General features: G+C 57.3%; 24 protein-coding genes. 12 read left to right on the top strand and 12 right to left on the bottom strand.

The features are described from left to right. From K8R57_05095 to K8R57_05075, 5 genes are all read left to right on the top strand, one after another. The coding region (locus K8R57_05095) for a transposase (protein ID MCE9587672.1) at positions 1-203 on the top strand (203 nt) is incomplete at its 5' end. A gap of 168 nt (positions 204-371) precedes the next feature. Beyond that, positions 372-854: a DUF177 domain-containing protein gene (locus K8R57_05090; protein ID MCE9587671.1), complete on the top strand. Its 483-nt coding sequence runs from the start codon at positions 372-374 to the stop codon at positions 852-854. Further along, positions 841-1023, top strand: coding sequence for a 50S ribosomal protein L32 (gene rpmF / locus K8R57_05085; protein ID MCE9587670.1), 183 nt, complete (start codon positions 841-843; stop codon positions 1021-1023). The genes K8R57_05090 and rpmF overlap by 14 nt, the downstream gene beginning before the upstream one ends. Before the next feature lie 93 nt (positions 1024-1116). Next, the gene (plsX, locus tag K8R57_05080) at positions 1117-2193 is read left to right on the top strand and encodes a phosphate acyltransferase PlsX (GenBank protein ID MCE9587669.1); all 1077 of its coding nucleotides are present in this window, start codon (positions 1117-1119) and stop codon (positions 2191-2193) included. Beyond that, the gene (locus K8R57_05075) at positions 2183-3202 is read left to right on the top strand and encodes a ketoacyl-ACP synthase III (protein MCE9587668.1); all 1020 of its coding nucleotides are present in this window, start codon (positions 2183-2185) and stop codon (positions 3200-3202) included. The genes plsX and K8R57_05075 overlap by 11 nt, the downstream gene beginning before the upstream one ends. Before the next feature lie 188 nt (positions 3203-3390). Here K8R57_05075 and K8R57_05070 read toward each other — a convergent pair whose 3' ends face one another. From K8R57_05070 to K8R57_05025, 10 genes are all read right to left on the bottom strand, one after another. Beyond that, positions 3391-3621, bottom strand: a complete 231-nt coding sequence (locus K8R57_05070; GenBank protein ID MCE9587667.1) for an AbrB/MazE/SpoVT family DNA-binding domain-containing protein — start codon at positions 3619-3621, stop codon at positions 3391-3393. 15 nt (positions 3622-3636) lie between these two features. Then, complete coding sequence (gene aroB, locus K8R57_05065) at positions 3637-4719, bottom strand: 3-dehydroquinate synthase (GenBank protein ID MCE9587666.1); 1083 nt, start codon at positions 4717-4719, stop codon at positions 3637-3639. A 116-nt stretch (positions 4720-4835) separates the two neighbouring features. After that, complete coding sequence (locus K8R57_05060) at positions 4836-5471, bottom strand: L,D-transpeptidase family protein (protein ID MCE9587665.1); 636 nt, start codon at positions 5469-5471, stop codon at positions 4836-4838. Between the two features lie 61 nt (positions 5472-5532). Further along, entirely contained in the window at positions 5533-6537 is a 1005-nt protein-coding gene (locus K8R57_05055) for a hypothetical protein (protein MCE9587664.1), read from the bottom strand. After that, complete coding sequence (locus tag K8R57_05050) at positions 6537-7307, bottom strand: hypothetical protein (GenBank protein MCE9587663.1); 771 nt, start codon at positions 7305-7307, stop codon at positions 6537-6539. The genes K8R57_05055 and K8R57_05050 overlap by 1 nt, the downstream gene beginning before the upstream one ends. 108 nt (positions 7308-7415) lie before the next feature. Next, positions 7416-8594 (bottom strand): trypsin-like peptidase domain-containing protein, encoded by a 1179-nt coding sequence (locus K8R57_05045; protein ID MCE9587662.1) that lies wholly within the window; start codon positions 8592-8594, stop codon positions 7416-7418. Positions 8595-8604: 10 nt separating this feature from the next. Further along, complete coding sequence (locus K8R57_05040; GenBank protein ID MCE9587661.1) at positions 8605-9297, bottom strand: hypothetical protein; 693 nt, start codon at positions 9295-9297, stop codon at positions 8605-8607. After that, positions 9294-11942 carry a tetratricopeptide repeat protein gene (locus K8R57_05035; protein MCE9587660.1) on the bottom strand — a complete coding sequence of 883 codons (2649 nt, stop codon included), beginning with the start codon at positions 11940-11942 and terminating at the stop codon, positions 9294-9296. Before K8R57_05035 ends, K8R57_05040 begins: the two co-directional genes overlap by 4 nt. 16 nt (positions 11943-11958) lie before the next feature. Then, positions 11959-12390, bottom strand: coding sequence for a biopolymer transporter ExbD (locus tag K8R57_05030; protein MCE9587659.1), 432 nt, complete (start codon positions 12388-12390; stop codon positions 11959-11961). Between the two features lie 15 nt (positions 12391-12405). Further along, positions 12406-13221, bottom strand: a complete 816-nt coding sequence (locus K8R57_05025) for a MotA/TolQ/ExbB proton channel family protein (protein MCE9587658.1) — start codon at positions 13219-13221, stop codon at positions 12406-12408. 170 nt (positions 13222-13391) lie between these two features. Here K8R57_05025 and K8R57_05020 point away from each other — a divergent pair, with 170 nt between their 5' ends. After that, the gene (locus K8R57_05020) at positions 13392-13565 is read left to right on the top strand and encodes a hypothetical protein (protein ID MCE9587657.1); all 174 of its coding nucleotides are present in this window, start codon (positions 13392-13394) and stop codon (positions 13563-13565) included. Between the two features lie 100 nt (positions 13566-13665). Here the strand turns inward: K8R57_05020 and K8R57_05015 are convergent, their stop codons facing one another. Continuing rightward, positions 13666-14424 carry a nucleotidyltransferase family protein gene (locus K8R57_05015; protein MCE9587656.1) on the bottom strand — a complete coding sequence of 253 codons (759 nt, stop codon included), beginning with the start codon at positions 14422-14424 and terminating at the stop codon, positions 13666-13668. A gap of 63 nt (positions 14425-14487) precedes the next feature. Here K8R57_05015 and K8R57_05010 point away from each other — a divergent pair, with 63 nt between their 5' ends. The 5 genes from K8R57_05010 (at position 14488) to K8R57_04990 (ending at position 20949) form a co-directional block, all read left to right on the top strand. Continuing rightward, positions 14488-15234 carry a DUF3431 domain-containing protein gene (locus K8R57_05010; protein ID MCE9587655.1) on the top strand — a complete coding sequence of 249 codons (747 nt, stop codon included), beginning with the start codon at positions 14488-14490 and terminating at the stop codon, positions 15232-15234. A gap of 31 nt (positions 15235-15265) precedes the next feature. Further along, on the top strand, positions 15266-15679 hold the full coding sequence (locus K8R57_05005; protein MCE9587654.1) for a hypothetical protein: 414 nt from the start codon (positions 15266-15268) through the stop codon (positions 15677-15679). Beyond that, positions 15676-17775, top strand: a complete 2100-nt coding sequence (locus K8R57_05000) for a hypothetical protein (protein MCE9587653.1) — start codon at positions 15676-15678, stop codon at positions 17773-17775. The genes K8R57_05005 and K8R57_05000 overlap by 4 nt, the downstream gene beginning before the upstream one ends. A gap of 130 nt (positions 17776-17905) precedes the next feature. Further along, positions 17906-19618 carry a hypothetical protein gene (locus K8R57_04995; protein MCE9587652.1) on the top strand — a complete coding sequence of 571 codons (1713 nt, stop codon included), beginning with the start codon at positions 17906-17908 and terminating at the stop codon, positions 19616-19618. 50 nt (positions 19619-19668) lie between these two features. After that, positions 19669-20949 (top strand): type II secretion system F family protein, encoded by a 1281-nt coding sequence (locus K8R57_04990; GenBank protein MCE9587651.1) that lies wholly within the window; start codon positions 19669-19671, stop codon positions 20947-20949. Between the two features lie 26 nt (positions 20950-20975). Here K8R57_04990 and K8R57_04985 read toward each other — a convergent pair whose 3' ends face one another. Further along, positions 20976-22061, bottom strand: a complete 1086-nt coding sequence (locus K8R57_04985; GenBank protein MCE9587650.1) for an adenylyltransferase/cytidyltransferase family protein — start codon at positions 22059-22061, stop codon at positions 20976-20978. A gap of 129 nt (positions 22062-22190) precedes the next feature. Here K8R57_04985 and K8R57_04980 point away from each other — a divergent pair, with 129 nt between their 5' ends. Next, positions 22191-23687, top strand: a complete 1497-nt coding sequence (locus K8R57_04980) for a carbohydrate porin (GenBank protein MCE9587649.1) — start codon at positions 22191-22193, stop codon at positions 23685-23687. The last annotated feature ends 186 nt before the right edge of the window (positions 23688-23873 follow it).

Raw genomic sequence — 23873 nt, 5'->3', positions numbered from 1 at the left:
GTCATCTCCCCGGCCTCCTGGCCTTCTTCACCCACCCCATCAGTAACGCCATGGCGGAGGGCTTTAACTCAAAAATCCAAGTCATAAAAAGCTCCGCCAGGGGCTTCCGTAACCCAAAAAACTGGCGAATCGCCATCCTCTTCCATATGGGTAAATTACATCTCTCCCCTTATCATCCTCACCTCTCTTCCCAAGCCGTTTGACGAAGAGGCGAAAGGATTGTTGGAGGGTTAGAATCGTTAAAAGGGTTAAAAGGGCAGGGAAAATCCGAAACCCTGAGACACTCGCTCACCTTTCAACTTTTTAACTTTTCACGGATCAACTTTTCACGATCCCTTTCATCCATGCGAATCTTAGGGTAGAGTCCTCGTATGAAAGTCCATATCCGTCAGATTCCTGAGGGAGGCACCTTGCATTTGGAGGGTGAGCAGGATTCCTCATCATTGGGCCTCGAAGAGGCCGGTGCCGAACCGATTGGTCCCTTGGAGTATTCCCTCGATGTGGGACTCTCCGAGGGAGGGCTCTTTGCGACTGGAAGCGTGGCCCAGAAAGTCAAGATGACCTGTGTTTCCTGCCTGGAACCCTTTGAAAGGGAGATCGTGATCGAGCCATTTGCCACCCAGATCGAGCTGGACGGAAATGAATTAGTGGACTTGACCCGCGAGGTCAGGGAGGATATACATCTCCTTCTGCCTGCACATCCCCGATGTGACCAGGGTGGAGAAAAGACCTGCCCCGCCAGTTTCCCGGCGAGTGCCCGCACCGCTCCTTTGCCAATGGAGAAGGCGGCTCGTCCTGCAATCTGGGAAGCACTCGACCAACTCAAAACACCACGACCCGATGGGAGTACCTAAACGTAAAACTTCAAAGATGCGCCTTCGCACCCGCAAGGCTGCAAACCGCTGGCATGCCCCTAAGCTGGGCAAGTGCACCCAGTGCGGCGCACCACTTCATTCCCACACTGCCTGCACCGCTTGCGGTACCTACCGCGGTCGTCAGGTGCTTGATGTCGAGGTGGCATAAAGCGGATTAACGTCTCGGGTTAGCTCACCTCCCTCATCCATTGAGGAATCAGACAGCCCCAGTAACGATAACAGGACCAGTAGCCGCAGGATCATGAGGATTGCCCTCGATGCCATGGGGGGTGACTACGCCCCTCAGAGTACGGTCGCCGGGGCAGCTATGGCTCTCCGAGAGTACCCGAAGATAACCAAGCTCTTCCTTACCGGGGACGAGTCGGCCATCAAGACCGAGTTGGCCAAGCTCGGCTGTAGTGATCCCAGGATCGAGATCGTACACACGACTCAGGTTGTGGAGATGAGCGACGCGGCCGTCGATTCCGTCCGTCGCAAGAAAGACTCCTCCGTCGCCCGTGCCGTCGATTTGGTCAAGAAGGGTGATGCCGACGCCATCGTCAGTGCCGGCCATACCGGTGCCGCCGTCGCGGCCACGACGATCAAGCTCCGCACTCTCGAGGGAATCGAGCGTCCCGGCATCGCCTCCTACCTTCCCACCGAGAAGAACGTCTGCGTCCTCATCGATGCTGGCGCGAATGTTGACGCCCGACCTGTCCACCTTCTCCAGTACGCGATCATGGGCTCGGTCCTTTCCGAACATGTCCTCGGTTACAGCAATCCTGAGATCGGCCTGATGTCGATCGGCGGCGAGGATGTGAAAGGAAGCGAGTTCACCAAGGATGTCTTCAAACTCCTGAAGGCCTCCTCACTGAATTTCCGGGGGAATATCGAGGGACACGACCTCTTCGAGCATCCCGTCGAGGTGATCCTCTGCGACGGCTTCACCGGCAATGTCGTCCTGAAGACCGCCGAGGCAACTGCTAGTGCCGTCTTCCGCTGGCTGAAGCACGAACTCATTAAGACCCCGTTCCGGATGTTTGGCGCATGGATTGCCAGGAATGCCTTCCGTGCCATCCGCAGAAAGACCAACTACGAGGACTACGGCGGCAGTCCCCTGCTCGGAGTTAACGGAATTTGTATTATTGCTCACGGCTCCAGCACACCGCTGGCCGTCAAGAACGCGATCCGCGTTGCCATCGAGTTCATCGAGCAGCAGGTGAACCCTCGTATCGTCGAGGCTGTCAGGGCCTACAATTTGAAGAACGCTCATCTAGCCCAGACTGCAGCAGCCGTTGCCCCAGATAACTCAACCTTGGAAGAGTCCCATGCCGTCTGATACCCCCCCCGTCCGGTCCATTCCCTCCCTGCGCAGCGCTTCCATCATCGGCACTGGCAGCTACGCTCCTGACCGCGTGATGACCAACGCCGACCTGGAGAAGCTAGTCGAGACCAGCGACGAGTGGATCCAGTCACGCACCGGCATTCGCGAACGCCACATTGCCGGACCGGAACAACCGACCAGTGAACTTGCGGCCCGTGCGGCCCAAGCCGCGATTGAGAACGCCGGTATAAGCCCCGAGGAAATCGATCTGATCATCTGCGCTACCTGCACGCCGGACATGTTCTTTCCAAGCACGGCCTGCTTAGTCCAGACCAAGATCAGCGCCGTGAATGCCGCCTGTTTTGACATTTCCGCCGCCTGCTCCGGCTTCCTCTTTGGTGTGGAGACGGCCCGCCAGTACATTGCATCCGGCACCTATGAGACAGTGCTTGTGATCGGAGCTGACAAGCTCTCAGGCATCGTCGACTGGACCGACAGGAACACCTGCGTCCTCTTCGGGGACGGTGCCGGTGCCGCCATCCTCCGTCATCGCGAAGGATCGCGTGGCATCCTCTCCTCCCGCATGGGGAGCAACGGAAAGCTGGCCGAGATCCTCTATATTCCAGGCGGAGGCAGCGCCCATCCGGCGAACTCCCCCACGTACGCGGAGAATCCCGCCACCATGAGGATGAACGGCCGCGAGACCTACAAGCACGCCGTTACCGCCATGGTCAGCGCCTCCCAGCAGGTACTTGCCGATGCCGGCATCTCGGGTGACGAGATCGCCTGCTTTATTCCCCATCAGGCCAATCTCCGCATCATCGAGGCCATCGCCGACCGGCTCGATGTCTCCATGGACCGCTTCATGGTCAATCTCGATCGCTACGGCAATACCTCCGCAGCAGCAGTCGCCATCGCCCTCGATGAGGCAGCGCGCTCAGGCCGCTTCCAGCGGGGTGATAAGATCCTGATGGTGGTGTTTGGGGGGGGGTTGACTTGGGCGAGCACAGTCGTCGAGTGGTAGCCCTTTGGGCTAAGGCTTGGGATATCGGCGAATAGCTCTGTTGGCCCGCGGTCGCCGTAGGGCTACTACGGCTTCCCTTGGCCGCCTTACTCTTCATCCGATCTGCCAAGCCTTATTTACAGAAGAAGTGGATTGGGCTGAGAAGAGATGGTTGCTCTTAAAGCTGGAAGCACCTTGAGTGCTGAAGATTACGTTTTTGCCAAGTTGCTCAGAGTGTTTTTATAGCGACTGCTGAGGGATTTAAAGGCCTCCATTGTTTTGGTGGAGGCAGCTTTTGCCGAGGAGAGTAGGATGCAATCTTGCTGGTAGTTCAAGGTAACGAGATCGCCCTCTTGAATATTAAGAAAAGACAATGCTGCTTTGGGCAATACGATCCCGAGGGAGTTGCCTATCTTACGAACTTTAACCTCAAGATTCATCGCGCTAATTAAAGTTCAAGTGGTAATCCGAGCGATCGCCTCTGTCACATCGTCAAGAGACACCTTGTCGCTGACCAAGGCTGAGCCGAGTTTCGGGGTCAGAACGAAGCGGATGGCACCCGCATCGAATTTCTTGTCACGGCCTAGTGCCGCGAGAATGGAGTCGGTAGGAATATGTGAGGGGATGGAGGTCGGAAGACCGCAGGTCATGATGACGTCCTTCACCCGATCAGCCTGATCCTGAGGCAAGCCTGCCAGTCGCACGGAGAGATCGAGGGCGGCGATCATCCCGATCGCGACGCATTCCCCATGAGAGAGTTTGCCATAGCCGGCGACGGCCTCGATGGCATGGCCGATGGTGTGACCGAAGTTCAGTAGTGCGCGTGTACCCTTGGTTTCGAACTCATCCTCGCCCACGATTCGGGCCTTGATGGCGGCATTCCGTGCGATAAAGAAACTCAGATCCGATAAGCGGTCTGGAGGTAGGAGATCGAGCATGGGCTCATCGGCGATCGCGGCATGCTTGATCGCCTCGGCAAGTCCTTCCTGGAAGATTCGCTCTGGGAGAGTGGAGAGAGTGGCTGTGTCGGAGAGCACAAGTCGGGGCTGATGGAAGGTGCCGATCAGGTTTTTTCCCAGAGGGCTGTTTACGCCTGTCTTTCCTCCGATGGAGCTGTCGACCTGGGCTACGACCGTCGTTGGAAGCTGGATAACGGGGATGCCGCGGTAGTGGATCGAGGCGACAAATCCGGCCAGATCCCCGACAACACCTCCGCCGAGTGCGAAGAGAGAGCTCTTGCGGTCCAAGCCCAGCTGGATCATCCGGTCGCAGAGATCAGCCACAACCGCCATCGACTTGGAGGCTTCGCCCGCAGGCACCGTTAGCAGATGGGGTTCAAAGCCGGCACACCGGAGAGATTCGAGGATACCTTGCGCATGGAGAGGTGCGACGATTTCATCCGAGATCAATACGCATCGGCACGGCTTCACGACCTTGGCCGCCAGTTCTCCAGCTAGGGAAAGTATTCCGGAGCCGATCAGAATCTCATAAGGTGAGTCCTGAAGCGGAACCGGGACAGTGATCACTGAGGAAGGCATAGAAGTCGGGGCTTATAGACTATTAGACTGTTAGGCTGTTAGGTGCCAGCAAACAGGATAGTTGGTACAAGATCCCAAAAGTCTAAAAGTCCAACAGGCTAAAAGCCCGCGGGCCCCTACTTCTCGACGCTGACTGGCGTTCCAAGAGGTGTCACCTCATAGAAAATTCTGGCCATTCTGTCGGGCAGGCGGATGCAACCGTGGGAATCAGGGATTCCCGGCAGGAAGCCGGTGTGCATTCCAACACCCGGAGCAAACTGCATGAACCACGGCATGGAAGAGCCCTGAAAGTGAGCTCCTGCAGGAGGCTTGTCTTTAATGGCATCAACGTTCTTTACCACCACAGTGCCAGAGGCGTCGACGAAGTCGCCGTAGAGATTGGAGGCATGCTCTTTTTCCTTCTTCTGGACTTTGAAATTACCTACTGGCGAGTCGTGTCCATCCTTGCCGGTTGAGACTGCGGAGATGCCGACGAGTTTCCCTCCCTTGTAGTAGAAGAGTTTCTGCTGGCTGATGTTGATGACGATATGGCCAGGGCCGTTCGCTGACTCACCCGCCCAGTAGGAGATCCGGTCGGCCAGCGAGGCCGTGGAGGTCCTTGTGACGATCGAGCCGTCGGTGCCGAGGTACTGGGTGGCCGTGGAGTTCAACCGGCTATCATAGGAGGCGCAGGCGCCGAGCATCAGCATGGCCATGCAGGCAAGGGCAACCTGGATGAATTGCTGTGGTCGCTTGATGAAAAGGAGTGACATGAGCACTAGTATTTATCGACTGAAACTCCTCCTAGTCAAGTGGAGGGGTTTTGGAAATGCCTCAATCGATGTGAATGGAGGCGGGAACAGGAGCGGGTGTGGGTAGAGGAGAGGGATGTTTTTTATTACCCTTCTTCGTTGTAGGGGTTGGCTGTTCCGGAGTCGGCAGCGGCACGGGCCGGTCGGAGAGATTGGGAATGATGCCGGGCGTAGGGGTGGCTTTCGGGTCGAACAGGGCACCTCCCACGACTGAGATGGTGCCATCCTCGAGGCGCTTGAGCTGGGGACGTGATTTAGGAGCGTTGTAGGAAAGCTGGGCTAGGATCTTCCCGTCCAGACCGACCTTTGTGTAGATAAATTCGTGAGGGATGTTGTTCTGCAGCACATGGATAATATTGGAAGCGTCGAGCATGATGTCGGGCTTTCCGTAGGAGATATAGTCCCCGAGCCGGTGGGTACAATAGACAATCCCGGCATCCTTGTCCGCGATCCGCAAATAGAGATCTGTCCGCTCCGTCAGGCGGTGGGACAGGAGGCTGATGGTGCGGCCGCCTCCTCGGATCCCGTCCCTTGCAGGCACTCCCACGGTCTGCTGCCAAAGGAGGCGTCCTTCGGTGATCTCGACGGTGAGCGGGGGGCTGCTGAAATAATTCGAGAGCTCGGCGGAGTAGACGCTTGCCCTGATCCGGTAGGAGCCGAAGTCTGTGATCGGATAGAGCTGGACCAGATTGATGGTGCGGGTGAGCGATTCTCCCGGGCCGACCTTGATCGGATCGATCTCGTAGTCGGGGTTGGAGGGTGGAATGGGGCGCCCGTCAAGGGTCTCCACCTGGAAGCCAAACCACTTCTTTCCCTCCACGTCTGCCAGCAGAAGTGGATTGCCGGAGAGATTGGTGATCCGCACGGTGGCCAGAAGTGGTTCGTAGGCGATGTACAACGACCGCTTGATGGAAAGATCCACCAGGATCTGGGCATGGAGCGTGGAAGGCAGGCAGACGATCAGCGCCAGAAACAAGGCGAGAGCGAGGGAGATCGCCCGGGGCAAGGTAGGAAACACGCGATGCATCACTCGTCCGTGCCGATATAGTACTTGGGCTCGAAAAGTTTCTGGAGTCGTGCTGGTTGTGCGCGGCAGTCCTGAAGATCCCCCTTGTAATAGACGGCAATGACATAGCCGGCGAACTTGACGCCTGGATCCACAGATTCAGGGAGGTAGGTCACCTCCACAAGCTGCGGTTCCCCGCTTTGCCAGTTCAGCCACTTGGAGGTGACTTGCGCCTTGCTCGGAACGATCTCATCTCCATCCTGATCGTAGAAATATACCTGAACCTTTTCCTGGGCGCTGTCGATCTGCTCTTGAGAGTTCGCCTTGATGGCCACCTGAAGCTTCTTGGAGCCATCCTCCGTATTCGAAAGGCGGGCGTTAACGATCTTAAGGGCCGCTGCCCCGTTGAGTGTTGCGTCGGCGGGTGGCTGCCTGAGAGGTGTTTCCGCCTTCTGGTCGGCCAGGATCTGCTTGAGAGTGGAGTGAACAGGGGAATCGACTGGAGCGGCGATCGCGGCCTGCTGGTTTACCGGCAGAGAGACCGGTGACCGGGGAGTGGTTGGTTGGCTCGCGGTGGGAGAGTTGGGAGGCGACGAGGCAACCACTTGTGCCTCCACCTGTGACTGAGTGGGAGAGCTGCCAGCTCGCAGTCCGGAAACAAAACGGGGCGCAAGCGCTATCGCTGCCAGGATTAACTCGATCAGGGCGATTGCCCCTAGGACCCAGAGTGCCAACCGGACCTGAGCACTACGGTGTGCACGCAATGTTCCGGTGGAGTTATCTGAAGCCATGACAAAGGGAGAATCTAGTTCCGAAGGCCTTGGCTTCGCAAGCGTGGGGGAGCCGGATGTTGGAAGGATGGGAGTGAAGTCACCATGGGGAGAAGGAGGAATTTCGGATTAATTGGCCGGCTCCTCGATCATGGAGACACTGAGCTGGAGTGGTTTTCCCGCGCGGAGAATCCCAATGCCTGTGGGTGGACCGACTTCGGCCTCGGCCACGCGATTGCGCAGGTCCTTCCCATCACGGATCGGGTGAGCGTTGAAGGAAGTGATCACGTCACCGCCGACCAGACCGCTACGCTCTGCAGGCGATCCAGCCAGGGTGGCGGCGACTAAGGCTCCATTTGCGTCCGGCAGGCCGAGTTGTTTTGCTAGGCTGGCATTCAAGGGGCGCATGACAACCCCGAACCAGGGATGGATGACGCGCCCGCGCTGAACGATATCCTCGTAGACACGCCGCGCCACATTGGAGGGAATCGCAAATCCGATCCCCTCGGAGCCGCCGCTCCTGCTGAGGATGAAGTTATTGATGCCGATGACCTTCCCGTGGATGTCAACAAGGGGGCCGCCCGAGTTGCCCGGGTTAATGGTGGTACTGGTCTGAAAAAACTCATTGGCGGCCTCGCTGACGGTACGGCGTCCCTTGGCACTGATGATCCCCTGAGTCACTGTTTCCTGAAGTCCGAAGGGATTGCCCACGGCAAAGACCATTTGGCCCACTTTGACCAACTCTGAGTCGCCGAAGGCGATCGGTTCAAGTCCCTCGGTGGCGACCTTCAGGACGGCGATATCGGAACGCTGATCGGCGCCGGCGAACGATGCGGGAAGGGAACGGCCGTCACTCAGCTGGACGGTGACCTGTGAGGCGCCTTTGACGACATGCCAGTTGGTGACGATGTACCCTTCCGGGGAGACGATCATGCCCGAGCCCATCTTGTTATTCTGACTGACATTACCGCCTCCAAGGCCGAAGAATTGACGGATCAATGCATCACGATCCGGTGCCGTCGTGGTGGTGATACTGACCACGGAGGGGATCACATGCTCGACCAGATCGGTGAATTCACGGTCCATTGTCTCCAGCGAACGATCGGAGGCCAAGGCGAGAGGAGGACGCTCTTTCTGCTCCTGCGAAGCAGACCAGCCGGAATGTGTATGGGTGACTTGTGAGAGGTGCTTGGGTTGCATCAGTCGCCAGAAGGCGATGCCGCCAACAGCAAGCGCCAAGGCGAAGAGAAACAGCAGAAATGCAGGCAGATTGCCTCGACGCTTTTTGTAGGCTCGCAGAATGCTCATTTTTCAGGATTTAGTCGGCAGGTCCCAGGGTCAGACTGGAAAGAATCTCATCCCGGAGGCGTTGCTGCGCGTGCGCTTCCTCCTTCGGAGATTGCCAGAGAATGACGGCAAGCGTTCCGGTCTTTTCATTGGCACGCAGCACCTCGGTGATCTGCAGGGGTAGGTCCCCGGCAATCGGGAAGTCGAAGCGAATTTCATGGAAGGGTCCGTTCTGAGACTCCCGGAGTGGAGAGGCCTCATCGCCCGCCCTATCATGAGCTTCACGAGCGAGACTCATGGCGTATTCCGTTGGTTTCTGATTGGAATCCTTAGCCCCGTTGCGGTCGAGTGTCATGCTTAGGCCGGTGGTGTAGGGATCGTTCTCCCCGGAAATTTTTTCCTTGGTGGCGAGCAGGACATCCCCCTCCAGCAGTTTGCCGGGAAGAAGGGTCCATTCCTTGGGCAAGGAGATGGATCCGTGAATCTCGGTCAAATCATGCGCGATCAGGGATGGGGTGGCGGCTGGTAAATTGGCAGCTGGTGGATTCGTGGCGGCTGCATTGGTAGCTACTAGAGATGTAGTCACATTGGTCGCCGGGAGAGTCGCCAGAGTCGCCGAGGTGGTATTTGTCCCGTTGGCCATGAGCGCTCCAGGCATCAGGCAGGCGTCTAGGAAGAAAAAAAGAATAAGCGAAACGAGAGAAAGGCTCTTTATGGTATTCATGGTTTTGATTTTGACGGGCCGGGATTGTTCGGAAAATTTGGAAAACGTTTGTGGAGTTCGTCCAGCGTTTTCTGAGCCTCGGTTTCATTACCAGCCCGGCGATAGGCATCGGCGGCTCGCACCAGCGCCTTGGGAGCCAGAACGGAGTCATCGTAAAGCACGGCGACCGTGATGTAGGCTTTGGCGGCCCCGGAGTAGTCCTGCTTTGCAGCCTGCAGATCACCGCTCAGGATCCGGGCCTCCGCGTTGATCGGTCCCTCCGGTTGCAGAAGCATCACCTCTTCCACCATGGAGGAGGCAGAGTTCAGATCCTTCAGCGAGTGTTGGATCGCCGCGCTCATCAATAGGGCCTTGGCCCTGGCTGCTGGATCCTTGGCTAGTTTCAGGCAGGCGGCAGCGGGTATCTGGGCCTCTTTGAGTTTATTCTGTAGGATGAGTGACTGGGCCAGCGTGCCCTGGATTTCTGAATCCGTATTACCGGGCAGGCCTGCTTTCACAAGGGGCGTAAGAAAACGTTCGGCCTTCGCGGGATCACCGGCTTCCATGGTTTTCAGGCCGAGCCAACGTCCGAGCTCGGGAGGAATGAGTGCTGGCTTCAAGGCCATGGCCTCGCGCGAGGCTTCTCCCACGTCATTCTGATCATACCGGGCAAGCAGGATCCGGAGTCCGGCCCGTTCTCCGAACTGTTTGGGATCTCCCTTGCGGGCTTCGGCAAGTTCTATGACTGCCGTGGCATAATCCTTGCGGTCGAGGGCTGTCAGTCCGATCCAGTAATGGGCCTCCGGGGCAGCGCTGCTCTTCGGATAGTCACGGAGGAGTTGGGTGAATGTGGCGACCATCTCATCGCTCTTCTGCTGCTGTCCGAGTAGAAGGGCCTTCTGTTGGAGAGCCAGTTCCCGTTCGGGAGCTTTCGGGTAGCGGGTCTCAAGCATCGTGAAATCAGTTGCAGCTGCATCGAAATTCTTTTGCCTGAGGTTCAGAAGTCCCCGTTGGGCCAGGGTCGCGGGAGTCCGAGAGTCATCAGGGCAGGACTCGATGAAGCACGTCAGAGCTGCGATCGTTTCTGCCTGCAGGGCTGGGTCAGCTGGCTTGGACTGATCTGCGGCGGCCTGAGTGTTCGCTTGCATGAGCGCCCAAGCCTCCTTGTAGAGAATGTCCGGCTTTGCGGCCGGCGGCAGGTCTTTGACTGGGAGGTTGTGGTAGAGCAGGGCTGCTTCAACATACTTCGACGCCATGAGGGTGGCTTCGGCCTTGAGTAACTGGGCGCGTGCCCTATCGGAGGGGTCGCTGGCTGTCAGGAGGTAGTGATCGATTTCCGCGGCAAGATCCGGATTTCGCAGAGCATGGAGCACCAGGAGACGCTGGAACGGAGACTCGGAAGCGGCCTTGCTTCCCGGGTACTCTCGGATGATTGCATCGTAGTTCTCAAGCGCCTTGGAGTTCTTTCCTATCTTTCTGAGGGCATTCGCCTGGAGGAGCAGGATTTCCGGTTTGTTCTCGGAATCAACGGCCAGGGCGCTTTCCGAGTTCCGCAGGATCGCACTGTTGTCACCGGACTGGGAGGCCAGACGCAGTGAGCCGAGTGCAGCAATGCTTTGCCAGCGTCCCGAGTCTTTGGAGGAAGCCACTTTCTCGAACATTTTCCGCGCTTCCTCCGGGTGACCGAGCTCGGATTCAATCTGGGCCGCTTTGAGGGCCGCTTCGGAGCAAACTTCCCCTTTGGTTTCCGCAGCCATGATTTCCCGATAATCGGCCAGAGCCGCTTCTTTGTTACCCGAGTTAGTGGCCAAGGAGGCCAGATGCATCAGGGTGGGAGTCCGGTAGGGATTGGGTGCCGTTCCGAGCTGTTTTTCCGAGGCCACCGAGCGGAAAAGAGACTCTCCCTCCCGCTGGTGGCCGCTCTTTTCCAGACAGAGTGCCTGATGGTAGAGAGCGGCAATTCGGATCGAGGGATCGGTGGCGCCCTTGGCAGTCACCGCAAAATTATCCGCCGCGTTGGAATACTCACTCCGCGACTCCCTTATCTCGCCAAGGCGGAACGAGGAGGAGGGGACATACTGGCCGTTCGGGTATTCGGCGATCAGCTTCAGGAAGCTGCGCTCCGCGGCGGCCATGCTACCCATCTGGCGCTGTGATTCCCCCAAGCGGTAAAGGGCACGTTCCCGATCAACTGAGTTCCGCGATGCCATGATCAGGAATTTCTCATATTCGGGGATGGCCAGCTCCGGCTGTTTCCTTGAATAGCATCCGTCGGCGATCGCAAGCTGGGATGCTGCCAGCACCGAGGGATCGGCTGCAGCGATGGGGGTGAGGCGGATACTGCCCGGCGCATCAACGGAGGTCGCTGTTGTCGTGGATGCGGTGCTAGGAGTGGAAGGAATCCTTTGAGTCTCCGTAGACGCTGAGGGGGCGGGTGATGGCAAAGTCGTCGAATCCGCTGGCAGGGCCCTCATGACCGGAGTCGGTGTCGGAGTCGGCAAGGAAGTCGACGTCACAGGGAGGGCGCGGCGGACTTCCGGTTCTGGTGAGAGCGACTGTCCGCAGAGCGTTACCGTCAATCCCGGAAGTCCGCTCAGGGTGCTCAGGATGCTCGGGGCTACCCAAAGGAGTGCTGAGCCCCATCCCTTCCTTTTACAGTTCCTCATGGGTGCTTATGGGTACTTATGGACTGGCAGCGGGGGCTTCTGGGCTAGCTGTGGCGAAGGCGATGTTCCAGATGTTGGCCTTTCGGCAGAGGTCGAGTGTCTGGACGATATGTCCATAGTCGACACGCTGATCGCCGCGAAGCACCACGGCCTGGTCGGGATAAAGCGCGGCAATCCGTGAAAGTGCGGCCAGAAGCTCGTCCGAGGTCATGCGCCGGCGGTTCATGACAAGGCTGCCATCGGCCTTCACGTTGACGATCACCTCGCCGACGGAGCGCCGCTGTTCCTTGGCCTCGCCCGCCGAGGGCATCTGGACATCGAGTTCCCGTTCCTGCCGGGCAAAACTCCACGTGAGCATGAAGAACCCAAGCAGCACGAGCAGGATGTCGACCATCGGGGCGATCAGGAAGCCTCGTGGCTCCGGTTGTTGGCGCGTGCGAAAATTCACGGCAGACGGTGCGGATCAGCGGGGTGTCTGCGAATTCTTTCTGGCGATCACGAGCTTCACCAGCAGAAGGGAGGTTACCCCCTCCATTTCGGAGATCATTTCCTGAACCCTCCCGCGGAACCAAGCATAGGCGATCATCGCAGGAATGCCGACGACTAGTCCGGCCGCCGTTGCGACGAGAGCCTCGGCCACCCCCTCTGCTAGCAACATCGGGCGGGAAGCAGCCACGTCGTTGGCCATCACGCTGAAGGAACGGATCATGCCGAAAACCGTGCCGAGCAGTCCCAGCATGGGTGCCACCGTGGCGATGTCGGCAAGCCATGCTACGCGCTGGTTCAGCAGGGAAGCCTCGCGGCTTCCCTCTGTCTGCGCGATTTCCCGGAGTTGATCGTCCGTGGCCCCCGGATGACTGGCCAGAAATTCAAGCGTTCTTGTGAGGATGGAGGCCGCAATATCGCGGTGCTTGTTGGCAATGGCCAAGAGCCCTAGGAGGTCCCCTTTGCCGAGCAGTGTCTCAGCCATCGTCATGAATCGTGAACCGGCCACGGCACCTCTCCTGAGAGTGACGAGATAGACAAGGATCAATGCCAGCGTGATCACGGAAAGAACCAGCAGAGGGATCATCACCAAGCCTCCGGCAGAGAGAAGTTTGAGCAGAGTTTCCGGATTTCCGGATGTCATAGTGGCACGAGAGGCAAGTGCGGGGAGCGGATTGAGTGACGCAGAGGCATTCGTCTCGACAGCCAACGCTGAAGAGGCGGCAAGGGCTCCGAAAACGAAGGGAGTGAAGATGCCTTGGAGGGTTGATCGTTTGGCAGATAGTAGGTACATGCGAATCCGAATTAGGGATGTTTGGAGCATATCCTAGCCGTAGAGACAAGCAAGGCCATCGCCCTTGTTCGTTGCCATAGGGAGGGTGAGGAGAGAGGCGCGTTTCGGACTGCAACTATTTTGAACATCATCTGCCAGGTGTGTGTCTTACTCATCAGATAGACCACATCATGAAAACACATACCAACCCCAAGTACATCACCTCACTCGGCGAGCTTGTCGCCACCGTCTCCAGCTATGCCCGCAATGAACGCGAAACGCTGGCGGCCATTCAGGATCTCTTCCGCCGTGGGAGTGTGGTCGCCAAGACCCGCCATGGAAGCAAGCGGCTTAGGTTGGCATAATAATCATCAATCATCCAATTATCCGCCCCGGGCCGAGGGATTTATTCCCGAAGTCCGGTGGTGGAAGGTTGATCCTGACTCGTTAGGCTTCGACGGAACTTCAGGCGAACTTTTTGAAGACCTCGTTGGCCTCGATCAGGGTTTCCTTGCTTCCGATATCGAACCAGGTTCCAGGGACGTCCCAGGTACCCACCTTGACCCGCGTATAGAGCCACTGGATCAGGCGCCCCGGTTGATCGGGGTTGTTTCCCTCCGCGACATAGGTATCGATGAGCGGGAGGACATCCTTGCGGTAATAGTAAAGAGCGATGCCGGTCTTGGTGGTGGTGGGATGCTCCGGCTTCTCCTCGAAATGGGTGATCACGCCCTCGGCATCGACTGAGACGTTATTGTATTTTCGGATCTCCTCAAGGTTCCCCACGTCGTAGAGGGCGAGTGTGGCGGGATGCTTTTTGGCGGCCTCCGCGAATTCTGGAACGGGCTGGCTGAAGAGATTATCCCCGGCAACAACCAGTAGATCCTGGTGACTGATATCTTGGGTCTTGAGAACGTAGTGGATGTCGCCGATTGCTCCGAGTTTGTCGGTATCACATGTGGAGCCGTCGTTGACGATAGTGAACTCCATCTTGGCCCCACCGATTCCCTTTGCTTTGTACCCGGCAGCCCACTCTTCGAAAGCCCCGGCGAACTTGTTGTTCGTGACCACATAGACCCGATCGATGTCGGGAATCGGGGCGAGGTTGTCGAGCACCCATTCGATCATCGGCTTACCCGCTACTTCAAGCAGGGGCTTGGCCTTGTTTTCGGTGAGGGGATAGAGGCGGGTTGCGTAACCAGCGGCAAGGATCAGAATGTTCATGGGAAGATTCGATTTCTAATGGATCTGGCCTCTCTTCGCCAAGCTCATTAAGGAAAGAAGGCAATGACGTCTCTTTCCGATGATCAATCGATGGAACTTGTGGTCGCACGCCATAAGGAGGATCTCCGGTGGCTTAGGAGGGTGCCGGCATCCTTCCGGATCTCGCTCTATAACAAGGGATCCACGCAGGCATTACCAGAGAGTCTTATCGGAAGAGAGGGGATGTCCGTGGTGTCTCTTCCGAATACAGGCAGGGAAGCCCACACCTACCTGATCCATCTGATTGAGAGGTTTGATTCACTGGCTGATGTCACCGTTTTCTGCCAAGGGCATCCTTTTGACCACGCCCCCGACCTGCACGGCCGGCTGAAAGCCTTGGCCGAGAGAAAGGAAACCCCGAGCCCTTTTCTTTGGTATGGGTTTCTGGAGGATACGGATGATCCTCGAGGACGGCGCCTGTTCGTTCCCTGGAGTAAGAACCCCGAACGGGTCGAGCTTTCTACGGGCAGTTTGTACGAACTCATATTCGGAGGCCCATCGCCTGATCTATTCCACTTCCGGGGCGGTGCCCAGTTCGCGGTTTCCAGAGAGGGTGTGAGGAGCAGATCCCTGGAGTTTTATCAAAGGGCTTTGGAGGCATGTTTGTCGGATGCATTGGCTCCCCACTCCTTCGAGCGTTTTTGGGACCGTTTCTTTGGCAGTCCCGTCATCGACCCTTCCTCGCTGGGGCTGGACGGCACTAGGTATCTGAAAAAGATCCGCCGCCTCGAGTTGCCCAAAGAAATAGAGGGAGGCTTCGATTGGGTTTGAATTTCCTGTGAGCCAGCATGAAGGTGATTTCATGTCTCGCCAAAAAAAGTCCCAAGGACTCCCCCCGTGGCTGATCGTGCTGCTCATCCTGCTTGCTGCAGGGGGTGGTTTTTACGGACTGCATCAAAACGGAGGGGATGCCTCGCTGAGGACCATCGAAGAACTGGACACCTCGATCTATTACAACAATGCCAATTCCCTGCGCGGCAATACTTACAAGATTGATGCCGAGATCGATTCTGCCCTCGGAAACTCTCCGACGAAGGGGCGGCTTTTCTCCGTGGTGCTGAAAAAGCAGACTCAGGGAGGAGCTCCCGTGGTGCTCCCTGTTCTGGTGCCACCAACGCTGGGTGGTCTGACTATCCAGAAGGGCCAGCACTACCTGATGAAGGTCAAGGTGATTGAGGATGGATTGCTCAAGGTCGAGGAGGCGAACAAACCATGAAGCGCCCGATCTTCATCATGATCTGCGGAGTCTTTCTGACGGTTCTGGCGTCGGGCCTTCAGGCGCAGCAAGGACAGCAAGGACAGCAAGGACAGCAAGGTAACGCCGAGACCATCAAGGAAGGAGTTCAGCAAATTAAACAAGGTTCAGCATATAGTGCTGCTGAGGATGCCGGTGTTATCGGAAATGTTGCCAAGTCCAAGGGAATTCTTGCTGCCCAAAAGTCATTGATTGATATCAAACAGAACACTTTTTTAGCGCTCTGGAATAATCCCTTGTTTGCAGCGCAATTCGAAAAATTTCTGAATGCGCCTGCTGAGACTTCCGAGGATGCCAGGACCTACCGCCAGCGGATCGAGAGGATCATGGAGTTACTGTCACCGGGTAATGCCACGAAGAAGAATCAGGACGAGGCATTCAACCTCCTGTCAAAGGCTTCCGAATTCGAGAGTGATGCCAATATCTGCAGCACGATCCACGATGCCGTTTACACGGCAGCGAATGTCCGAACCGAGATCGCAAGACTGATCCAGCAGAACGGCGACTTGGAGCGGCAACGCAAGATCGCCGAGTATAATAACCAGCAGGCAGCTAGGGCGCGACCTCTGGATCAGACTTCGGTCGGAAAAAACGATGCCGAGAGTTACAATAAAAATCAGGATATCGAGCGTGAGGCGCGGATGGAGCCCACCAAGCGGGAGTTGGCCTCCCTGGGTCAGACCATTGAGCGAAACAAAATGAGGATCGCCGCTGCCGAGGTAAGTGCAAAATTTCAACTTCAAGCACTCATTCTCCAATTTTTTGCACAACGAAGATATCAGCATGCCATCATTGCGAACCGTTTCTACAGGGCCATCTTCGATGACGGTGATCAATCGCTCCAGGGCTTCGAGCAGATGGCTGAAAAGCTGGGTTACAACAAAGATGCCGGACAACTGAAAGTCATCGCCAAGGGGGATCCCAAGTTGGCTGCCGGAGTTGGCGGCAATGAGTCGCAAAAAGCCGGGGGGACTTCATTCGCTGCCGAGGGCGTGCAACTGGGTTTGGATAACCTCAGCGTCGAAAGCCTCATGAACGCCGTCTCAAGTGGCATGAAATCCGCCAGCAAGACCTTCAAGACCCTGAGCCAGCTCGACGGGGTAGCCAATGAGATCATCCGCGATGTGAACGAAGGGGTGAAGGTCTACAAATACCTTCTCGAGCAGAACGAACTTGAGAGCGCGGGTACTCAACTCTCCTCACTCTTCGCCAAGGGGGAGTATCTTCCGAGTGTCCGTCTCCTGACCCAGGATGAGAAGAGAAAGACCCTGAAATACGCACAACTCTGTAACAAACTCGTCAACGCCTCCGCCTCAGGGAACATCGATGCCGTCGCAGCCGTTGTCGCGGAGATGAAAAAGGTGAATCCCGGCTTCGATGACACGGAGGTCATGGCCGCTGTCCAGGGTGCTAGGACCGCCAGCAGTCTTCACATCGCCCAGGCACGTGTCGCCGCATCAAGGGGGGATCTCCAGACGGTTCAGGCCGAGATCACCCGCGCCGCGGCCATCTGGCCGAATAATCCCGAGATCCAGTCCTTCTCCACCGACATGACCAAGGTTTCCGAGAATGCCAGCCCTCAGGTCCAGGCGGTGAGCGACTTTGACCAGCTTGATGGCCAGCACAACTACCGGCAGATTTTCGACGACAAGGAAAAGTACATCGCCGCGCTCGCCATGGACAATTCGAACAGGAAGTCCGAACGACAGGAGAAACTCCGCAAGGTTCTTTCCCGGATGCAGGAGATCGAGACCTCGATCATGCGTTCGCAGGAGATCGCTCGCCGCGGGGATTACGCCGGTGCCTGGGAAGGGCTTGATATGACGTTTTCGCAGTATCCCGATGATCAGAAGCTGAGCCAACTCAGGGCGGATCTCACCACGCAGGCTCCCGACTTTGTCCATGACATCAGGCAGGCGAAGAGTGACGAGGAAAAGAAGGAATACGGATCCTCTCTCGCTTGGTATCTTCGCTCGCAGAGTCGCTATCCGATGAGTGATCTCTCCAAGCAGGGGATTCAGCGCATCGTCCGGCTCATCATGCCGGACGCCTCGTAATTAGCCATTTACAGCCTGTCTCGTCCCCATGAGAAGTCGGATTCAGGAACCGCGGTTCCTTAAGGGCTTCCGACTTCTTTCTGTTGGGTGGGGTGCGAGTTGGATAGTTCAGCTGGGTTTTTTCCCTTTGATGGCGGCCGATGATCCCAAGGCCATCGACATGGAGGGTTTGCTGCGCTGGCATGAGGGAGTTTGTGAGGTGGCCGATCAATCAGCCCTTCGGCAGGGCTTTGAGGCTTATCTTGCAGCCACTCCCGTTTCCAAGGCGGCAGCCGAGCGACGTTCTTTGCTCCTGCGCGATTGCTCCCGTCAACTAGGGCCCGGGGTTGCTTCCCCGCAGGATCTGGGCAAGGGATACCAGACCCTTCAGCAACTAGCCGCCGACCCGCTGGATCAGAATCGGTGTCGCAATCTGCTCCGTGCCGTGGTGAAGGCCTCCACCGTCCTCTCTGGGCAGAAAAATCCCGGAACCTCCGAGGCGGCGCTGCTACGGCAGAAAGAGATCCTTTCCTGGAATGTACGGATCGAGCGGAAGCAGGAGCAGTTAAGAAGGGAGAGTGCCGGTCCCAAAACGATCAAATCAACCCCGTTTCCCGTCTCCACACCCAGCAAAGAAGCGCTTCAACTCGCGGAGATCGAGAACGAACTTGCCCGTATCGGACTGGGGGGTGAGGTGAGCGAGTTGCAGGTGCGATTGGAACTGCAGGAACTGGCTCTTCGTTTTCTGGAGTACGGGAATTACAACGAGGCGATTCTTGCAGTTCGATTTTACCGCGGGCTCTTCGCTGATTGGAATCCATCCTTGCGTCTCGGTCAGGAGGCCATGCTTCAAATTGCACCGGAAGGTGGGAAGCCCAACTTAAGCTACCTTGAGTTCCTGGCCACCCAGAGCCAGCAGGCTGTTAGTGATTTACTCTCCAGTTGCACAACTCTCCTGGATGGTCATGCGACCATCGCGGCATCGCGGCACCTGATGGCAGCTTTTGCCAGGGGGGGGAGGACCTTGAATGTGATCTCCTATCCCGAAAGTTCCAGAGAGAGAATCCTCCATTTTCTGCAGTTACAGCGTCATTTGGACCAATTCCTTGCCGAGAAGGATTGCGACGCCGCATTGGCTGCCGTCATGGAGATGCAGACTCAGGCCTCAGACTTCGACGGCACGTCATACCGGGCCTCCATTCAAGCGTCCCAATCGCTTTCAGGCATTCATCTCGCAGCGGCAAGGCGAGCCGGCCAAGCAGCAAACATGACCGAGATGCTCAAGGAGATGAAACTTGCCGAGGAGAGCTGGCCCAAGAATCCGCATCTTCCCGCCTTAGTCAAGGAGTTCGCCGGCAGTGCGGAGTTGAAGCATTCAAGCGTCGACGAATTCGATCGGTTGTACGCAGCTCACAGGATTCGTGAAATTGAGCAACAGCGATTCCACCTCGAGGCGGCATTGAGAGATCTTCCCGCGCGAAGCGCCCAGTTAAAGGAAGCTCTGGAGGAGGCATCCACAATTCGTGACGGGATGGAGCGTTCACGCCAATTCCTGGATCTGGGTAACCGGGTCGGTGCTTGGGAACTGGCTAAAACCCTCAACCTTCGTTACCCGGATCAGGAGAAGCTATTAGCCTTTCAGCAGGAGATGCTTCCTGGCGTAGAACCACTTGCCGAGGGATTGGCGAAGGCAGCTCGGATCGAGCAATCATTCCCCGGTGTTGCCCTTGGGCTCTATTTGAACCTGCAGCATCGCTATCCTCAGAGTACCTTTGCCGACGAAGGCGTCACAAGAGTCTCCCTTTTACTAGTGAAGGCAGGATCATCGTCCTCCGGGTTGTCACCAAGTCCGAAATACCATTGACACCTTCGTTGAGCTCGGGATCGATGGGAGTGCCTTAACTGTCTCCTTCAATGCCTTTCTTTTCCTTCAAAGCCCAAGACGCTGCCTGTCGTTCCGAGAGTGGTCGTATCGAGGCGCTCTCCGGATCGGATGCCTACCGCAAGCTGCGTGAGCGCGGCCTGCAGCCTAGCAAGGTCGTGGAGGAGGGGGCGGCATCTTCCTCAGCTTCAAAGAAGTCTTTCTTCGGATCCTCCTCTCCCGGTGCCGCCAAGGCAAAGTCCGGAGAGGTGCCTTCCGCCGAGAATCTACCTAAGCTGACCACGCCCCAGCTGCTCTTCTTCACCGAGGAGCTTGCGGAGCTCCTAGATGCTGGTCTTCAGCTCGAGGGAGCCCTCAAGGTGATCGAGCAGCGCCAGGAGAAATCGCCAGTGAAGATCGTGGCCGCTCATCTGCGTCAACTGGTGCGCGAGGGCGTCGGTTTTTCCAAGGCTCTTCGGAGCTGTGGCAAGTCATTCGACCCGCTCTACTGCAACCTGGTCGCCGCAGGTGAAGCGGGCGGAGTGCTTCCCCAGATCCTGAAGCGCCAGTGTGCCCACCTAGAGATGGTTGGGGAGCTAGGCAAGAAGGTGACCTCTGCACTTGTCTATCCCGCGATCGTCTTCTCCTCGGCGATACTGCTCATGTTCATCTTCCTCACCTTCCTGGTGCCTCAGCTCTCGGTTCTGCTTGGAAAATCGGGACAGAAACTTCCCGCGATCACCCAGGCGTTGATCACGACCAGTCTCTTCTGCGCCCACTGGTGGTGGGCGATCGCGGCTTTTATCGGAGCAGTCATCACCGGACTGCGCATGGCGGTCGCCACACCTGCTGGACGGGCGTGGTGGCACCGTGCCCAACTCGATGTGCCCGTGGTCGGACCGGTGCTGAAGGCCCGCTTCTATGCCGAAGTGATGCAGAATCTCTCCACCCTGGTCTCCAACGGCGTCACGATGCTCTCGGCCATGGATCTGATGCGTGCCGCAACCGGAAATGTCTACTTGAAGGGATTGCTCGAGAAAGTCGGCGACATGGTGCGCGAGGGAAGCTCGCTTGCTTCGGCGATGCGCCGCACCGGATTTTTCCCTCCGGTCCTTCTTGATATCCTGGCGGTCGGTGAGCAGACCGGTGATCTGGCAGGATCTCTGGCCCGCGCAGCCAAGCGCTACGACCGCGAGCTGACTTCCCGCATTCAACATCTCACCACGCTGATCCAGCCCGCAGTCATCTTGATTGTGGCTCTTTTTGTGGGCGTGGTGGCCTACTCAATGATCTCGGGCATCCTCTCCAGCGTGAACGCGCTGAAGGCGCACTGAGCACCGTTCTCAAAGAAAGAGCGGTTCTACTCCCAGTTGGAGTACGGTTCGATGGGGCGGGCATCTGCCGTCTGTGCTAGAAACGCACGTCGATCCTCCTCCCGGCCGAACAGGTAGAGGGCGTAGCCACCGAAGCCGCCACCGCAATATTTGCGGCCGAGGCATCCCGGAGCCTCGGGGAGTGGTGACATTCCCTCGCTGAGTTGTACCGAGTATGAGGCGGAGACACCCTCGCCAAGTTTATTGACATCACCTGAAAGAACTCCCTCTCGGGCGAGGTGGCCGGCCGCTTCGATGGCGGCGTAATCCCGATGCTGGTCAGCCATAGCCGGGGTGTCGTGCGGTTTTCCGCTCCACCAGAGTGCCATGAGCCCATGAATCATCGTCCCGTCGGTTTTGAGTTCCAGTGAGGGCTTAACGCCGCTGCGCCAGACACAGAGTCCTGTTTCGCGGATTACAGCGGGATCCTGCCAGCCGACGCCAAGGCCGAGTTCCTCCTCGACACCCGTGTGTCCGTTAAGGAGCGCCCAAGCACCGCTTCCGCCGAGTCCGGCATTACGCTCATAGCCCCAGTCGCGTAAGGAGACCTTTGGCTGGATGGCGCAGTTCACGATGAAGCCACCCGGTCTTGCATAACGCGGAACATCCAGCCAACCGCCGGCGAAATCAACCCTCAGTGGAGCATCCTTTGGCGCCCTGATCCACTTCACCAGTTGCGAGGTCGAGACTGGTTCGTATTTCGGAGGCGTCTTGGGGAGGATGACATACTCGGCTCCTGTCTCCGCACAGAGTTCCCTTTTCTTATCGCCATACTGGTCGTCCTCAGTGACAGCCAAGACATCGGGCCGGAGACGTCGGAAATCCTCCAGGAAATCGAACCCATGCTCGGTGCCTGTGCCGATGACCACTTGATCGACCATGTCCAAGGCTTCCAGGATCCCTTTCTTATGCTCGTCGGGCAGTGAAGAACGCCGCTGCTTGTGCGCCCAGAGGACATCGCTCGAGGCAAAGGAGACGGTCAGAAAATCTCCCAGCGATTTCGCCTCCCGAAAAAACTGCACATGACCGGCATGAATGATGTCGTAGCAACCGGAGACAAAGATGTGACGCATTACAGAAACCATGCCCTTGCAGGAATTCTTCGACAAGCTCTGCGTTAAGGAATCCAAGCCTTCCCCAAAATGAGGTTGCAAGGCATCTGAACTTCACGCTTTTCTCACGTCTCACCCCTCAAAATCATCATGATGCTCCCCCTTCTTCTCGCCGCCTCGCTGATCACCACCCACGAGGTGCCCGGCATGGCCACCGTCCATATTCCCATGCCGGCCATGATCACTCCTAATGAGGAGCTCCGCTTTGATATCCCCTATCAGATTCCCGAGCTGAACTGGAACATGCAGCGTTTCTGGGAGCCTTACCGTTCAAATCGAGATAACTCGAAAAACTGGTTCCAATCCGACTACGCGACCATGAACTGGTTCGGTCTCCGTGACACACTGGCGAACCATGGTCTTGATATCTCCGTATCCTACACGGCCAACCTCGCCGGCAACCCTGTCGGCGGCAAAAGCGCCGGGTTCACCTACTGCGATAACTTCACATTCGATCTGGAATTCCAGTCCAAACCCTTGTTCGGCTATGAGGGCGGTACCCTGAGCGTGATCGGTATCGAGCGCAACGGAAACAACCTCACCGCTCGGAACGTCGGCAACCAGTTCACCGTCCAACAGGTCTACGGAGGCACTGGCTTCATCTTCTACGGGCTCGCCTACAACCAGCGCTTCTGCAACGACCGCTTCAGCTTCAAGTTCGGGCGCATGGCCGCGGGTGATGACTTCGCCTCCTCCCCCCTCTACTGGCTCTACATGAACAACGGCATCGACGGCAACCCCCAGTCGCTTCCCGTGAACGGTAAGTTTACCACCTATCCCTGGGCCGTCTGGGGTTCACGACTGAGGGCTTTGGTGACCAAGGAGACTGAGTTGATGCTGGGCATCTACCAGGTCACCCCTCAGGTGTCCCAGTCCTACATGCATGGCTTCAACTGGGATATGAACCCCGGCGACGGAGTCATGGTCATCGGCCAGTACGGATGGGCCCATGAGTTCTCCACGCCTGCTACTCCTGCTCCCACCACCTCCGCCAAATCGACTGATTCGACTGATGGTAAGTCGGTTACCTCAGCGAACGGGAAGGACGGAAAGACCTTCGCTACTCCAGCCAGCGACGCCATCCCTCACGGGCTTCCCGGCCACTACTGGATGGGTGGCTACTACTCCACCTGGACCTATCCGCAGTTTGGGAGCAGCCAACGCCAGAACGGCGCCTACGGGCTCTACTGGCATTTCGACCAGATGCTTTACCGGATGAGCCCTTTCAAAGACACCGGTCTCACCGCCTGGAGCGCCTTCATGCTTTGCCCTCAGCAGAATACGGCCAAGGTCCCCTTCCAGTACAATGGCGGTTTGGTTTACACCGGCATGATCCCATTCCGTCCGCAGGACGTCTCCATCTTCGGCGTGGCCTACGGCAACTTCAGCTCCAACTACGCCCAGGCCAATCAGGCCACAGCTGGCGGTTACGCCACGTATGAGCTGGCCTATGAGTTTGGCTACCGTATTAACCTGACCAAGTTTGCCTACATCCAGCCTGATGCCCAGTGGATCATTAACCCGGGTGGGACGGGAACCATCCCGAACGCCCTCGTGCTGGGTGCCCAGATCGGGGTGACGTTCTAGGAAGGAGCCCAGGAAGGTTCTCCCGCAGAGCAACTGTGGTTTTTAGCAAGGGGCAAGTTGTGATTTTTGCCTCTTCGTCAAACGGCTTGGGAAGAGAGGTGAGGATGATAAGGGGAGAGATGTAATTTACCCATATGGAAGAGGATGGCGATTCGCCAGTTTTTTGGGTTACGGAAGCCCCTGGCG

Source organism: Verrucomicrobiota bacterium, assembly GCA_021413925.1.
Taxonomy (GTDB): Bacteria; Verrucomicrobiota; Verrucomicrobiia; order Chthoniobacterales; family UBA6821; genus UBA6821.
Note: the sequence above shows the minus strand (reverse complement) of the source record. Positions and strands in the feature narration are given on the sequence as shown.